Source organism: Pseudomonas sp. H3_D04, from assembly GCF_054669175.1.
The window spans coordinates 3,688,002-3,704,076 of record NZ_CP162801.1; the positions used below are offsets into that span (position 1 = coordinate 3,688,002).

At 62.0% G+C, this 16,075-nt stretch carries 10 protein-coding genes; 8 read left to right on the forward strand and 2 right to left on the reverse strand.

Annotated features, from left to right (window positions below):
• Window positions 1–9 precede the first annotated feature (9 nt).
• The 3 genes from AB4N91_RS17040 to AB4N91_RS17050 are packed head-to-tail and all read left to right on the forward strand — an operon-like array spanning window position 10 to window position 4,558.
• On the forward strand, window positions 10–1,182 hold the full coding sequence (locus AB4N91_RS17040) for an efflux RND transporter periplasmic adaptor subunit (protein ID WP_200668040.1): 1,173 nt from the start codon (window positions 10–12) through the stop codon (window positions 1,180–1,182).
• Window positions 1,183–3,156 carry a MacB family efflux pump subunit gene (locus tag AB4N91_RS17045; RefSeq protein ID WP_460111276.1) on the forward strand — a complete coding sequence of 658 codons (1,974 nt, stop codon included), beginning with the start codon at window positions 1,183–1,185 and terminating at the stop codon, window positions 3,154–3,156.
• Window positions 3,157–3,163: 7 nt separating this feature from the next.
• Window positions 3,164–4,558: an efflux transporter outer membrane subunit gene (locus AB4N91_RS17050; RefSeq protein ID WP_200668038.1), complete on the forward strand. Its 1,395-nt coding sequence runs from the start codon at window positions 3,164–3,166 to the stop codon at window positions 4,556–4,558.
• 113 nt (window positions 4,559–4,671) lie between these two features.
• Here the strand turns inward: AB4N91_RS17050 and pvdP are convergent, their stop codons facing one another.
• Complete coding sequence (gene pvdP / locus AB4N91_RS17055) at window positions 4,672–6,300, reverse strand: pyoverdine maturation tyrosinase PvdP (protein WP_460111280.1); 1,629 nt, start codon at window positions 6,298–6,300, stop codon at window positions 4,672–4,674.
• A gap of 242 nt (window positions 6,301–6,542) precedes the next feature.
• Between pvdP and pvdM the strand changes: the two genes are divergently transcribed.
• The 5 genes from pvdM to AB4N91_RS17080 all read left to right on the forward strand — a co-directional run bounded on the left by pvdM (window position 6,543) and on the right by AB4N91_RS17080 (window position 14,765).
• A complete protein-coding gene (pvdM, locus tag AB4N91_RS17060; RefSeq protein ID WP_010458449.1) occupies window positions 6,543–7,892 on the forward strand; it encodes a pyoverdine-tailoring dipeptidase-like protein PvdM in 1,350 nt (449 codons plus the stop codon).
• Between the two features lie 30 nt (window positions 7,893–7,922).
• Entirely contained in the window at window positions 7,923–9,203 is a 1,281-nt protein-coding gene (gene pvdN / locus AB4N91_RS17065; protein ID WP_460111285.1) for a pyoverdine-tailoring periplasmic protein PvdN, read from the forward strand.
• A 73-nt stretch (window positions 9,204–9,276) separates the two neighbouring features.
• Window positions 9,277–10,155 carry a dihydropyoverdine dehydrogenase gene (pvdO, locus tag AB4N91_RS17070; protein WP_458725507.1) on the forward strand — a complete coding sequence of 293 codons (879 nt, stop codon included), beginning with the start codon at window positions 9,277–9,279 and terminating at the stop codon, window positions 10,153–10,155.
• Between the two features lie 234 nt (window positions 10,156–10,389).
• Window positions 10,390–12,039 carry a cyclic peptide export ABC transporter gene (locus AB4N91_RS17075; protein WP_460111289.1) on the forward strand — a complete coding sequence of 550 codons (1,650 nt, stop codon included), beginning with the start codon at window positions 10,390–10,392 and terminating at the stop codon, window positions 12,037–12,039.
• 260 nt (window positions 12,040–12,299) lie between these two features.
• Window positions 12,300–14,765, forward strand: coding sequence for a TonB-dependent siderophore receptor (locus AB4N91_RS17080; RefSeq protein ID WP_460111292.1), 2,466 nt, complete (start codon window positions 12,300–12,302; stop codon window positions 14,763–14,765).
• Window positions 14,766–15,022: 257 nt separating this feature from the next.
• On the opposite strand, the gene AB4N91_RS17085 is transcribed toward AB4N91_RS17080, so the two are convergent.
• Window positions 15,023–15,979: an alpha/beta hydrolase gene (locus AB4N91_RS17085; protein WP_411960675.1), complete on the reverse strand. Its 957-nt coding sequence runs from the start codon at window positions 15,977–15,979 to the stop codon at window positions 15,023–15,025.
• Window positions 15,980–16,075: the final 96 nt, after the last annotated feature.

Consider the following 16,075-nt stretch of genomic DNA (forward strand, 5'->3'; position numbering starts at 1 on the left):
GAACCCTGCATGAAACGTCCCCGACAGACCCGACGCGCCCTGCTTGTAGCACTTTGTCTGATCCCCGTTATCGCCATCGCCGCCTGGCAAGTGATCCCACCGGGCCGGGATAAATTCGCCACCGTGCAAGTCAGTCGTGGCGACATTGAAAGCAGCGTCACCGCGTTGGGCACCCTGCAGCCCCGGCGTTATGTCGACGTGGGTGCGCAGGCGTCCGGGCAGATCCAGAAGATTCATGTGGAGGTCGGCGACGTCGTCAAGGAAGGCCAGCTGCTGGTGGAGATCGATCCGTCCACCCAGCAGGCCAAGCTCGACGCCGGCCGGTTCTCCATCGAGAACCTCAAGGCGCAGCTCCAGGAACAACGAGCCCAGCATGAACTGGCCCGGCAGAAATTCCAGCGCCAGCAGAACCTCAAGGCCGGCGGCGCGACCCGCGAAGAAGACGTGCAAACCGCCCAGGCCGAACTGCGTGCCACCCAGGCGCGCATCGACATGTTTCAGGCGCAGATCCGTCAGGCCCAGGCCAGCCTGCGCAGCGATCAGGCCGAACTCGGTTACACGCGGATTTACGCACCGATGGCCGGCACCGTGGTCGCCCTCGACGCCCGGGTCGGCCAGACCCTCAACGCCCAGCAGCAAACACCGTTGATTCTGCGCATCGCCAAGTTGTCGCCAATGACGGTGTGGGCCGAAGTTTCGGAAGCCGACATCGGCCACGTCAAACCCGGCATGACCGCCTGGTTCACCACCCTCAGCAGCGGCAACCGGCGTTGGAGCAGCACCGTGCGGCAGATTCTGCCGGTGCCGCCCAAGCCACTGGACCAGACTAGCCAGGGCGGCGGCAGCCCGGCCAGTTCGAGCAAAAGCGGCAGCGCGCGCGTGGTGCTGTATACGGTGTTGCTGGACGTCGATAACGCCGACAACGCGCTGATGGCGGAAATGACCACCCAGGTGTTCTTCGTTTCGGATCAGGCAAAAAACACCCTGACCGCGCCGGTCGCGGCGCTGCAGGCCGGCACTGAAGCGAATAGGCAAATTGCCCAGGTCGTCGCTGAAAACGGCAATATCCAGCAGCGCGACGTGCGCACCGGCATCAGCGATCGTCTGCGGGTACAGATCCTCGACGGTTTGCAGGAAGGCGATCACCTGCTGATCGGCACGGCCGACGGGAGTGGCGGCTGAATGCAGACGCCTCTGATCGACCTGCAGGACATCCGCAAAGCCTACGGCGGCGGCGATTCACCGCAAGTTCACGTGTTGCGCGGCATCGACCTGTCGATTCATGCCGGGGAATTCGTGGCGATTGTCGGCGCGTCCGGCTCCGGCAAATCGACGCTGATGAACATCCTCGGTTGCCTCGACCGCCCGACCTCGGGCGAATACCGGTTCGCCGGGCAAAACGTCGCCGCCCTCGACAGCGACGAGCTGGCTTGGCTGCGCCGCGAAGCCTTTGGCTTTGTGTTCCAGGGTTATCACCTGATCCCGTCCGGCTCGGCCCAGGAAAACGTCGAGATGCCGGCCATCTACGCAGGCCTGCCCGCCGCCGAACGCCATGCCCGCGCCGCCGCCCTGCTCGACCGCCTCGGCCTGGCGTCGCGCACCGGCAACCGCCCGCACCAGCTCTCCGGCGGCCAGCAACAACGGGTGTCGATTGCCCGCGCCTTGATGAACGGCGGCCACATCATCCTCGCCGACGAACCCACCGGCGCCCTCGACAGCCACAGCGGCGCCGAGGTCATGACCCTGCTCGACGAACTGGCGAGCCAGGGCCACGTGGTCATCCTCATCACCCACGACCGTGAAGTCGCGGCCCGGGCCAAGCGCATCATCGAAATCCGCGACGGGCTGATCATCAGCGACAGCGCGGTGGACAACCCTCAAGCACAAACCTCGGCCAACCCCGGTGCGCTGCAAGCGGTGGATCTGCGCAAGCGCCTGACCGAAGGCGCCGAAGCGACCGGGGCCTGGAAAGGCGAACTGATCGACGCCGTACAAGCGGCGTGGCGGGTGATGTGGATCAACCGCTTTCGCACCGCGCTGACGCTGCTCGGCATCATCATCGGCGTGGCGTCGGTGGTGGTCATGCTGGCCGTCGGCGAAGGCAGCAAACGCCAGGTCATGGCGCAAATGGGCGCCTTCGGCTCAAACATCATTTATCTCAGTGGCTCATCACCCAACCCGCGAACACCGCGAGGCATCGTCACCCTGAATGACGTCGCGGCGGTGGGAAGCCTGCCGCAGGTGACGCGGATCATGCCGGTCAACGGCCAGGAGGCCGGGGTGCGTTTCGGCAACCTCGACCACTTGAGCTACGTCGGCGGCAACGACACCAATTTCCCGGCCATCTTCAACTGGCCGGTGGTGCAAGGCAGCTATTTCACCCAGGACGATGAACGTAACGCCGCCGCAGTGGCAGTGATTGGCCACAAGGTGCGGACCAAGTTGCTCAAGGACGTGGCCAACCCGATCGGCGAGTACATCCTGATCGAAAACGTGCCGTTCCAGGTGGTCGGCGTGCTCGCCGAAAAAGGCGCCAGCTCCGGCGACTCCGACAGCGACGACCGCATCGCCATCCCCTACTCCGCCGCCAGTGTGCGGCTGTTCGGCACGCATAATCCCGAATACGTGGCTATCGCCGCTGCCGACGCACGCAAGGTCAAGGAGACCGAAATCGCCATCGAGCAATTGATGCTGCGCCTGCACAACGGCAAGAAGGATTTCGAACTGACCAACAACGCCGCGATGATCCAGGCCGAAGCGCGCACGCAAAACACCTTGTCATTGATGCTCGGCTCGATTGCCGCCATCTCACTGCTGGTCGGCGGCATCGGGGTGATGAACATCATGCTGATGACCGTGCGCGAGCGCACGCGGGAGATCGGTATCCGCATGGCCACCGGCGCCCGTCAGCGCGACATCCTGCGCCAGTTCCTGACGGAAGCGGTGATGCTTTCGGTGGTCGGCGGTCTCGCCGGGATTGCCCTGGCGCTGATCGTCGGCGGCGTGCTGATCCTCAGCGAAGTCGCGGTCGCGTTCTCTTTGATAGCGGTGCTCGGCGCCTTCGCCTGCGCCCTGGTCACCGGTGTTGTCTTCGGCTTCATGCCGGCCCGCAAAGCTGCCCGACTCGATCCGGTCACGGCCCTTACCAGTGAATGATCTCTCCATGAAGCCGCAACTGAGTTTACTGACCCTCTGCCTGTTGCTCGGCGCCTGCGGCACGCCCGCCCAGCGCCCGGACAGCGGCCTCCAGCCACCCGACGCCTGGCAATCGCCGCACACGCAAGACGCCACCCGCAACAACCTGCAATGGTGGACGCGGTTTGGCAGCCCACAGCTGGATCAACTGATCGAACAGGCGCGGGTCGGCAGTTACGACCTGGCCGCGGCCATCGCGCGGGTGCGCCAGGCGCAGGCCGAGACGGTGGTTGCCGGTGGCTCGCTGCTGCCGGAGGTCAAGGCTGGCCTCAACGCCAATCGGCAAAAACTGCTGCGCGGCAACGGTTACAGCCAGCTCGACGCCGACAGCGAAAACAAGGCCGTCGATTACTTCAACGCGAGCCTCAGCGCCACTTACGAAATCGATTTCTGGGGTGGTCAACGGGCCTCCCGTGACAGCGCGCAATTCGCTTTGCAGGCCAGCGAGTTTGATCAGGCCACCGTGGAATTGACGCTGCTCAGCGGCGTCGCCAACACCTACGCGCAGGCCTTGTCGCTGCGCGAGCAAAGCCGCATCGCCGAGCTGAACCTGGCCAACGCGCAGAACGTATTGAAACTGGTGCAGACGCGATTCGATTCAGGGTCCGCAACGGCACTTGAGCTGGCGCAGCAGAAGAGCCTGGTGGCCGCGCAACAACGGCAGTTGCCGCTGGTGCAGCAACAGGCTCAAGACGCGCTGATCGGTCTGGCCGCCCTGCTCGGCCGGCCGGTTCAGCAACTGGCGCTGGGGCAGGAGCGCTTTGATCAGCTGTCATGGCCGACCATAGCGGCCGGCGCCCCCAGCGAACTGCTCACCCGCCGCCCGGACATCGCCCGCGCCGAAGCGCAACTGGCCGCCGCACAAGCCGACGTCACCGTCGCCCGCGCGGCGATGCTGCCGAAGGTGACGTTGAGTGCCGAACTGGGGTCGGGGGCGAACCGGGCGGCAGATATTCTGCGCAGTCCTTTCTACAACCTCACCGCCGGATTGCTTGCGCCGATCTTCAACAATGGTCGCTTGGGCGCCGAGCGCGACAAAGCCACGGCCCGCCAGGAAGAACTGCTGGAAACCTATCGCGGGGCGATCATCAACGGCTTCGCCGACGTGGAAAAAGCCCTCAACAGCATTCGCGGGCTGGATGCACAGCGACAGTGGCAAAGCGAGGAACTGAGCCAGGCGCAGACCGCCTTCAATATCGCGCAAAGCCGTTATCAGGCCGGAGCCGAGGATTTGCTGACCGTGCTGGAGACCCAGCGCACGCTGTATGCGGCGCAGGATCTGAATGTGCAGCTGCGGTTGTCACGGTTGCAGGCGAGTATTGCGCTGTACAAGGCGTTGGGTGGCGGGTGGCAGGTTCTGTGATTTGAGATGCCAGTGAGGGCCGCTTCGCGGGCAAGCCTCGCTCCTACAGGTACATATGATGCCCTTGTAGGAGCGAGGCTTGCCCGCGAAGAACGATAACCCGGTCTATCGGTTTAGCTGGCAATCGGCCTGGCCTTCAAATGCCGCGCATACCAAGGCCGCTGCGGCACTTTGCGGAACAGGTCCGCCAGCTTTTTATCGTCTTCACCAAAGGTGATGCGCAACGCCAGTTTCATGGTTTCCGGGTCCATCTCGACCGACTTGCCCATCTGCAACCCCGGCGTCGTGCTGCAACCATGGGTGCTCGGCCCCAGCCACGGATCAGCCACCTCGACCCAGCGCCCCGGCGCAAACCACGCCACACCGTTGACCTCCAGCCGACTCACCTCCCCCGGATGAAAACGCTCGTGGGCGCGAAACCAGTCTTCCAGGCGATCGTCGATCCAGCCGTGAAAATGCCAGAACACCGGGTTCACGTGGGATGAAAACGGGTCGCCGAGGAAGTCGTTTTCCGGCGCATACCAGCGCGCGGAAAAGTCCGCCGGATCCCTCGCGAACGGCACCGGCTGGCCATTGGACGGATCACGCGGCACCGACGCCCAGCGCATATGCAGCCAGTCGTGCAGCCCCAGCTCGACCTCTGAACCGAACTGCCCAAGGGTGAGTTTCGACAGATAACGCGGATCCCGATAGCGCGACTCCCAGACCTGGAAGTTGCTGTGATACGTCTCAGCGGTCTTGATGTCGCTGACCCATTGCGAATATTCGGCATCGTCGTCGGCCTGCCAGGTCGGTGGCAATGCGGTGCCGTCATGGTTGTCGCAGTAATTGGCGAAACCGATGCGATCCCGGGCCAGTTCCGGCTGCGGCAGTGGAAAATGCTGCCATGACGGCAAATTCTGCATCGAACGCGCCGTGCCCAGCATGTGCCGGTGCATGAAGAAAAAGTCCACGCCTGAACCGTTGCGATCCTTTCGCGCGCCACGGGCATCACGCTCCTTGTCCCGCGGGCCGGGCTGCCAGCCGATACCGCGCAGGGCGTTGCGCTTGTCTTCGGAGAGGGTGTGCCACTTGTCCCGGGAGGCATGCCAGAGCTGGTGAAACAGCCGATGTTCGGCGGACACCAGCCACGCCAGCAGCGGCGCGTTGAGACCGGTTCGCTCGCGAGCTTCGGGAAACACCCGCTTGACCGCGATGAAGCGATTGTCTTGTGCGGTCATCATCAACGGGCGATCGAGGTTCAACACCCGGCCACTGAGGGTGCCGCTGCCTGCGTTGCCGAAACCGGCCCAGACTTCGTCCAGCGACATGCTGAATTCGTAATCTGGCGTGCCTCTGGCGGCGGTGGCACTGACCAGCCGCCAGCTCAGCTCGGCCGGTTTGGCTTCTGCCAGATCGCCCAGCACCCGGTAGCGCGGCTCATCGCTGGAGCGTAAACGCTGGGCGGTGTCGAGGAATCCGATCAGGCCGCGACCTTTGTGGCCGACGTCGAGAAACACTTCCAGCCCGTCCCGTGGCAAGCCTTCGATACCGGCGTCACGCCCTTCGAAACGAATCTGCCAGACGCCACGCAAGGTGTTCGCCAACTGCTGGCCGGCGACATCCGCCACATCGAATGAAGCTTCGCCGGGGGTGATCGTCGGATCCGGTTTCGTCCATTCGCGATGCCCATAAAAAGCCGCAGGCACGGCGGCGCCGGTGAGCGCCAGGCCTGCCATGAACCATCGTCGAGAAATCGTCATTGCCCTACCTGTGTCAGCCATGAAGCAGGCTTTATCCAAGCTAGAACGTTTGTTGCCTGCAAAAATTTACAAGCTTCGCGGGCAAGCCTCGCTCCTACAGGTCCTGCATTAACCCGTAGGAGCGAGGCTTGCCCGCGAAGAGGCCATCAGTCCCACTAAATTTCCAACCGGACCACTCGTTCTTCCCAGATAGCAAAGGCCCCTGCGCCCGCACCGGGGCGACGAACCTGACTGAGATGGCAATGACAAAACCACGTTCGAAAAAGGCTCTCTACATCGGCCTGCCGCTGGCCCTGGCGATCAGTGCCGGGGCAGGCTACGCGGCCTGGGATTACTGGTTCAAGGACAATCCAGGCTACCCGGCCAAGGTGATGAAACAGGCCGATGAGTTGCAAGAGCGCATCCTCTCGTTCGACAGCCACGTCACCGTACCGCTGGACTTCGGCACCGCCGGCAATGAAGCGGACAAGGACGGTACCGGGCAATTCGACCTGGTCAAGACCGGCCGCGGTCGCTTGTCCGGCGCGGCCCTGACGATTTTCGGCTGGCCGGAAATCTGGAACGGCGCCAACGCCCCGCATCGCCCCACCGCCGGCTTCGTCGACGAAGCCCGGTTCGAGCAGGAAACCCGCTACAAAATCATCAGCACGATGGTTCGCGACTTCCCCAACCAGGTTGCCATTGCCTACACCCCGGACGATTTCCGTCGCCTGCACGGCGAAGGCAAGTTCGCGATCTTCATGAGCATGCTCAACGCCTACCCGCTGGGCAACGACCTGACCGCGCTGGACACCTGGGCCGCTCGTGGCATGCGCATGTTCGGTTTCAGTTACGTGGGTAACAACGCCTGGGCGGATTCGTCCCGACCGCTGCCGTTCTTCAATGATTCGCGCGACGCCCTTGGGGGCCTGTCGGAGATCGGCAAACAAGCGGTGCATCGTCTCAACGATCTGGGCGTGATCATCGACGTGTCGCAGATGTCGACCAAAGCCCTGGAGCAAGTCGCCCAGTTGAGCCGCACGCCGATGGTCGCCTCGCACTCGGCACCGCGCGCCCTGGTGGACATCCCGCGCAACCTCAGCGACCAGGAAATGCAGCTGATCAAGAACAGCGGCGGCGTGGTGCAGATTGTCGGCTTCCCGACCTACATCCGTCCGCTGAGCCAGGCCACCCAAGACAAACTCAACGCCCTGCGCGCACGCTTCGACCTGCAACCGCTGCAAGGCCTGGAGATGGCGCTGATGCCGGGCGACCCGGTGATCACCGTCTGGTCCGAGCAACGTTTCGGCGAGTACGCCAGCCAGCTCTACGCCATCGTCGACGAAGAACCGAAAGCCACCCTCAAGGACTACGGCGACGCGATTGATTACGCGGTAAAAAAAATCGGTATCGACCACGTCGGCATCAGTTCCGATTTCAACGACGGCGGCGGTCTGGAGGGCTGGAAGGATGTGAGCGAAGCTCGCAACGTGACGGCCGAGCTGATCAGTCGCGGCTACAGCGAGGCCGATATCGCCAAGCTTTGGGGCGGGAATTTCCTGCGGGTCTGGGACCAGGTGCAGAAGTCGTCCAGACCGGTGGCAAAAAACTGATGTCCTCTTTTGCAAAAGCGAACCGAGCTCATGACTAACCGCCGTTCATTCCTCAAGCAGGCCGGTATTCTCGCGGCTGGCCTGCCCCTGAGTGCTGCCGTGAATCTGCCGGCACTGGCTGCCAATCCACCGCCACTGTCCAAGGACAAATGGGCGCAATTGCGTTCATTGTTCGACCAGGATCCGGACTACCTGCACTTCGCCAATTTCCTGGTGACGTCCCACCCACGTCCGGTGCGTGAGGCGATTGAACGCCACCGCGCCAACCTCGACCGCAACCCGGGGCTGGCAATGGATTGGGACCTGGGCGAAACCGAAAAACGCGAGCACGCGGTGCGCGTCTGGGCCGGTCATTACCTCAAGGCCAAGCCTGAGCAAATCGCACTGACCGGCAGCACCACAGAAGGTCTGTCGCTGATCTACGGCGGCATCCATGTGCGCCCGGATCAGGAAATCCTCACCAGCGAGCACGAACACTACGCCACCAATTACGCTCTGGGCTATCGCCAGCAAAAGGACGGGGTCAAGGTGCGCAAGCTCAAGCTGTTCGAGAACAGCCACAACGTTTCAGCGGATGAGGTGCTGGGTTCGATTGCCAAAGGCATTCGCCCTGAGACCCGCGTGCTGGGAATGACCTGGGTGCAGTCCGGCAGCGGCGTGAAGCTGCCGATTGGTGAGATCGGCAAGCTGGTGGCGGAGCGCAATCGCAATCGTGAGGAAAAGGACCGCATCCTGTATGTGGTCGATGGCGTGCACGGTTTCGGCGTCGAAGAGCTCGACTTCCCAGACATGCACTGCGACTTTTTCATCGCCGGCACCCACAAATGGATGTTCGGCCCGCGCGGCACCGGGATCATCTGCGCCCGTTCAGCCGAGCTCAAGAATGTGACGCCGACGATTCCGACCTTCTCCGAAGCGACCACGTTCTCGACGATCATGACCCCCGGCGGTTATCACAGCTTCGAACATCGCTGGGCCCTGGACGAGGCGTTCAAGCTGCACCTGGAACTGGGCAAGGCCGAGGTCCAGGCGCGCATTCACGCCCTCAATACCTATGCGAAAAACCGGCTGTTGGAACACCCGCAGATTGAATTGGTCACGCCCAGGAGCCCGGACCTGTCGGCCGGGTTCACCTTCTTCCGGGTCAAGGACCGCGACTGCGAAAAAATCGCCGTCCAGTTGATGAAAAACCGCGTGGTTTGCGACTCGGTGGACCGCGACGTCGGCCCGGTGATCCGCATCGCGCCCGGCCTGCTCAACACCGAAAACCATATCGACCGCGTCATGGCCTTGCTGAGCAAAACCGTCTGATGCGGCCCCTTGTGGCGAGGGAGCTTGCTCCCTCGCCACAGAGACGCCAGTTTTCTTTGAATCGAGACGACAAATGAACCGAGATCTATTAACCGTGCCTCTCAAGGCCCTCGCCTTGTCCGCCCTCCTCGCCGGTCTGCTGCCAACCACCGCCCAGGCGGCCACCACCCCGCAACCCGGCAAAGTATTCAAGGACTGCCGCGATTGCCCGGAAATGGTCGTGCTGCCCGCCGGTACGTTCACCATGGGTACGCCGGACGATGAAGTCGGTCGCGAGCCCGACGAAAGCCCGATGCACGAGGTGACCTTCGCCAAACCCTTCGCCATGAGCCGCTTCCAGGTCACCGCAGGTGAATGGGACAGCTACGTGCGCGAGAGTGGCGTGACCATCGAAAATGGCGATACCCGACCGGGTCGCGAGTGCGTCGCCAGCAAACCGCGTTACCCGCAAGGCCCGCGTCAGCCGGCGGTGTGCATGAATTTCGATGACGTGAAGAACTACATCACCTGGCTCTCGAAGAAGACCGGGCAGAAGTACCACATGGTCAGCGAAGCTCAACGCGAATACGCCGCGCGCGGCGGCACCAAGGGTCCGTTCCCCTTCCCGTTCGATGAAGGCAAGGAATACAGCATCAGCCAACACGCCAACACCTACGGCCCGGCGGACGGTTACAGCTACAGCTCGCCGGTCGGCAGCTATGCACCGAATGCGTTCGGCCTGTACGACATGCACGGCAATGTCTACGAATGGGTCGAAGACTGCGAACACCCCAACTACGTCGGCGCGCCCACCGATGGCAGTGCCTGGGTAGAACCCAACTGCGAAGCGGTGCGCATTCGCGGCAACGACTGGGGTGAAGCGCCAGTGTTCTCCCGCTCCGGCAACCGCAACAGCCAGTACCCGCAAGAGCGTGGCGACTGGATAGGTTTCCGTATCGTGCGTGATCTCTAAACCATAATCCCGATCCTGTGGGAGCGAGCCTGCTCGCGAAGGCTGTTTAACAGTCGACATGGATGTCGGCTGACTCACCGCTTTCGCGAGCAGGCTCGCTCCCACAAGGTTTAGTGTGGTGTCAGTTATTTTCGCTATGCCCGGCAAACGCCGCCAGTCGGCGCCCCTGTAAATTAACCCTTCGATCAGACGTTCTACTGGGTATCTGCCTTTATACCCAAGGAACTGTCTTCCATGACCCAGCCTCCCCGTGGCGCCATCGGCGAGTTGTTCGCCCTGTTGAAACCGTTTCGACTCATCGTCGCCGCGTCCATTTTCCTGGGCATGGTCGGCGGCTTGAGTGTCACGGTACTGCTGGCGACCATCAACAACGCCCTGCATTCGGACACCGGCCTGACCCAAGGCGTAGTCGCCTTGTTTGCCGGCCTGTGCCTGCTGGCGCTGCTGAGCTCGATCTGCTCGGACATCGGCACCAACTACGTCGGCCAGCACATCATTGCCAGGCTGCGCAAACAGCTCGGTGAAAAAGTCCTGTCGGCCCCCATCGAGCAGATCGAACGCTATCGCAGCCACCGCTTGATTCCGGTCCTGACCCACGACGTCGATACCATCAGCGACTTCGCCTTCGCCTTCGCCCCCCTGGCGATTTCCCTCACCGTGACCCTCGGTTGCATGGGTTACCTGGCCATCCTGTCGTGGCCGATGTTCCTGATCATGGTCGCCGCGATCCTGATCGGCACCGCGATCCAGGCTTACGCCCAGAGCAAGGGTGTGCAGGGTTTCATGGCCGCCCGTGACGCTGAAGACGAGCTGCAAAAGCACTACAACGCGATTGCCGATGGCGCCAAGGAACTGCGAATCCACCGCCCGCGTCGCCAACGCATGTTCGTGTCGGGGATCAAGGCGACAGCCGATTTCATCTGCAAGACCCAGGTGCGCTCGGTCAACACCTTCGTGATCGCCAAGACCTTCGGCTCGATGCTGTTCTTCGTGGTCATCGGCCTGGTGCTGGCGCTGCAATCCTTCTGGCCAAACGCCGACAAGACCGTGATGAGCGGCTTCGTGCTGGTGCTGTTGTATATGAAAGGCCCGCTGGAGCATTTGATCAGCACGTTGCCGATTGTCAGCCGTGCGCAGATCGCCTTCCGCCGGATCGCCGAGTTGTCCGAGCAGTTTTCCACCCCTGAGCCGCACTTGCTGCTCAGCGATCAGGGCAACGTCAAGCAAGCCGTGCACGAACTGAAACTGGCCGATGTGCGTTTCGCCTTCCCGGCTGTCGAAGGCGCTGCACCCTTCCAGTTGGGCCCGGTCAACCTGACGATCAAGCAAGGCGACATCACGTTTATTGTCGGTGAGAACGGTTGCGGCAAGACCACGCTGATCAAGTTACTGCTGGGCTTGTACACGCCGCAACAGGGCGAGATCCGGGTCAACGGCGAGGCGATTGATGCGCAAAATCGTGATGACTATCGCCAGTTGTTCACCACGATCTTCGCTGATTATTACCTGTTCGATGACGTGGTCCAGGGCGACACGCACATCCCCGAAGACGCCAACAAATACCTGCAACGCCTGGAAATCGCGCACAAGGTCAGCGTCAAGGACGGCAATTTCACCACCACCGACCTTTCCACCGGCCAGCGCAAGCGCCTGGCGCTGGTCAATGCCTGGCTCGAAGAACGCCCGGTACTGGTGTTCGATGAATGGGCGGCCGACCAGGACCCGACCTTCCGCCGGATTTTCTACACCGAGCTGCTGCCGGACCTCAAGCGCCTGGGCAAAACCATCATCGTGATCTCCCACGATGACCGTTACTTCGACGTGGCCGACCAGTTGGTGCGCATGGAGAGCGGCCGGGTCGTCACCGAGCTGACACCGGCCTGACCCTGCGGGAGCGAGCCTGCTCGCGATAGCGGTGGATCAGTCACCTTCAATGGTGAATGAAATACCCCCATCGCGAGCAGGCTCGCCCCCACCGTTGTTTCTCTTAACGGGCCGACATTTGGGCGAACCCCTCGCCACGGTTTCTTCTTTCTGAAAATTAATTGACGTCTTTCTTTCCGGTTTTTGCTTCGCGCCGCGTCTAATAATCATTCTTATTAACAAAAACTCTGCACCCCACTTTTCAGGAGCTCAGGTAAGTAATGCGACCTCTACCACGCCGCACACCTCTCGCGCTGGCCGTACAGCGCCCGACATTGCATCGCACCCTGTTTACCAGCGTGCTGCTGACCGCCACCTTGCTGGGGAGCTCGATGGCCAATGCTGCACCTGTAAAAGTGAACATTGCCGTCCAGCCGCTTTCCAACGCGCTGACCGAGCTGGGCATGCAGACCAACCTGCAGATCCTCTACAGCCCGGATCAGGTGGCGGGTATCAAGTCCCGTGCAGTGTCAGGTTCGCTGGAGCCGTCCGAAGCCCTGAGTGCCCTGCTCAAAGGCACCGGCATTTCGTTCCAGATCAACGGCAACAGCGTCACGCTGGTCTCCGGCGGCGGTTCGGGCCTGCAACTGGGCGCGACCACGATTTCCGGCCAGGCCCTGGGCCTGACCACTGAAGACACCGGCTCCTATACCACCGGCGCCACCACCACCGCGACCAAGCTGCCGCTGACCCTTCGCGAAACACCGCAATCGGTAACCGTGGTCACCCGCCAGCAGATGGACGATCGCGGCGTCACCAGCGTTGCCGACGCACTGCGCAACACCCCCGGCATCACGTCGCAGAAGTACGACAGTGACCGTACCGAGTTTTCCGCCCGTGGCCAGGCCATCACCAACTTCCAGTACGATGGCGTCAACACTATCTACGACGGTGTGTACGGTGAAAACCCGAACAACAGCGACGACTCGGCCAGCCTCGACCACATCGAAGTCATCAAAGGCGCTACCGGCCTGATGACCGGCACCGGCGATCCGTCCGCCACGGTCAACCTGATCCGCAAGAAGCCGACCAAGGAATTCAAGGCCTCGGTCAGCGCCACCGCCGGCCGCTGGGACAAGTACCGTGCTGAAGGTGATATTTCCGGTTCGCTGACCGATTCCGGCAACGTCCGCGGTCGCTTCGTCACCACGTACCAGGACGCCAACTCCTACCTGGATCACTACAGCCAGAAGAAAGACCTGTTTTACGGCGTACTCGAAGCCGACCTGACCGACGACACCCTGCTGATCTTCGGCATCGACAAATCCAGCGCCACCCCGCGCGGTTCGTCGTGGACCGGTAACCCGACATATTTCGCCGATGGCGGCCGTACCGAGTTCCCGCGTCACTTCAACCCGGCGGCCGACTGGAGCCGTCGTGATTTCGACAGCACCACCTACTTTGCATCGCTGGAGCAAGCGCTGGCCAATGACTGGAAACTCAAAGTCAGCCTGGACCAGAAAACCACCGATCACGACACCCAACTGGCCTCGGCCAGCGGCGGCAACCCGGACCGCGCCACTGGTGAAGGCATGTTCCTTTACTGGGGTCGCTGGGAAGGTCATCGCGTGCAGAACACCGCTGACGTGAACGTCTCCGGCCCCTTCAGCCTGGGCGGTCGCGAGCACGAACTGGTCGCCGGTGTCATGGCGTCCCACTCGCGCCAGACCGGTTCGACTTACGACACCAGTGCGTTCTCCCAAGTGCCCGGCAGCATCTATGACTGGAACGGCGAACTGCCGAAACAGGAATTCCCGAAGAACGGCAAATACGAACGTACCCAGAGCCAGAACGGCGTTTACCTGGCCACGCGCCTGCGCCCGACCGATGACCTGTCGTTCATCCTCGGCACCCGCCTGAGCACCTTCAAGTACAACGAAGACTACAACTACAACCCGGGCGCCAACCAGACCGACACCCACGCCAGCTACAAGGAACACGGCGTCGTCACCCCGTATGCCGGTGTGGTTTACGACCTCAACGACACGTACTCCGCGTACGCCAGCTACACCAATATCTACCAGCCGCAAATCTACAAGGACGCCAACGGCTCGACCCTGCAGCCGGTTGAAGGCAACGCCTACGAGACCGGTCTGAAAGCGGCCTACTTCGAAGGCAAGCTGAACGCCAGCCTGGCCTTCTTCCGCATCGAACAGGACAACGTCGCTGAATCGATCGGCACCAACCCGGTCACCAACGAAGGTATCTACAAAGCCATCGACGGCGCGACCACCAAAGGTGTGGAACTGGAACTGGCCGGTGAACTGGCCGAGGGCTGGAACCTGTCCGCGGGCTACACCTACGCCCGGACCCGTGACCAGGACGAGCAACGGATCTTTGGCTACCCGCTGTCCACCACGCGCCCTGAACACGTCGTTCGTACCTTCACCACCTACCGTCTGCCGGGCGTGATGAACCAGTTCACCGTCGGTGGCGGCGTGAGCTGGCAGAGCGCGTTCTACGGCAAGATCTACAGCGCCAGCGCGGGCGACTACACCCAGATCAAGCAAGGTGGCTACACCCTCGTGGACCTGATGACCCGTTACCAGTACGACGACCATCTGAGCTTCACCGTCAATGCCAACAACGTCTTCGACAAGAACTACCTGACGGGCCTGGGCAACTTCGACACCACGTTCTACGGCGAGCCGCGTAACGTGCAGGTCACCGCGAAGTATGATTTCTGAGTCGTGAGCTGAAATGAAAAATGCCCGTGTCGTCAGATGCGGGCATTTTTTTTGGCCAGGGATTTTGTGGTGAATGGGAGTCCGCCTTCGCGGGCAAGCCTCGCTCCTACAGGTTGGCACCATGCCACAACTCGACGCCAACCTGTAGGAGCGAGGCTTGCCCGCGAAGGCAATTGTCGCCCACCAGAAATCCCCTGGACCGGACACAAAAAAACCGCCACCCCTGATCCAGGCATGGCGGTTTTTTTCATGGCAATTCAGATCCGCGAACGCACCCACCCCGCCACTTCCGAGTGAATCCCTTCCACTTCCCCCAGCAACCCGGCCATGCGCATGAAGTCATGGGTCATCCCCGGCTGTTCCAGCAATGTCACTTCATTCCCCGCCGCACGCAACCGCTCGGCATACGCCAGCCCTTCATCATGCAGCGGATCATGCCCGGCCAAGTACACCAGCGCCGGTGCCACGCCTGATAAATCCGCCGCCAGCAACGGCGAGCAACGCCAATCCGCCAGGTCATCCGGCGTGCGCCCGTAATGCGCGTAGAACCAGTCCAGCGTCGGCGTCTCCAGCAAATAGCCCTCGGCAAAATCCCGGTGCGAGGCGCGTTTCGTCGTCGCATCCGTTACCGGATACAGCAACACCTGGGCCTTGGGTTTCAACGCCAGTTCCTCAGGTTCACGCACTGCCATGATCGACAACACCGTGGCCAATGTTGCACCCACGCTGTCACCGACCAGCGCCACCCGGTTCGCATCCAGCCCACGCGCAGCGCCCTCTCGCACCAGCCAGTTGCCCGCATCGCAAGCGTCCTGCACCGGCGTCGGGAAACGCCATTGCGGCGCCAGTCGGTAATCCACGGTCAACAACGCAAACCCGCCTTGCGAGGCCAGTCGCCGGCACAGCGCATCATGGGAATCGAGGCTGCCGACCACATAGCCGCCGCCATGAAAATACAGCAACACCGGCTGCAAGCCGTCGACCGCTTGCCCATCGCGATACACCCTTGCCGACAGACTGTGGCCATCCCGCGCGGCAATGGTGAAGTCCTCGCAGGCCACGCTGTCCAGCGGCACATCGAGAAACCCCGAGGAGGCTTCAAAATCGATCCGTGCCTGTTGCGGCGATTGTTCATGCATCGCGCGACTCTTGCCGGTCATCCGGCCGAACTCGGCGAGTTCGAGAAATGCTTCAAGTTCTGGCAACACGGCCATGGGACGAATCCTTTAAATAAACAAGTAAAAAAATGCGAGAAAAGCCGTGATCTGTAGGAGCGAGGCTTGCCCGCGAAGGCGTCCTTGAGATCGCCT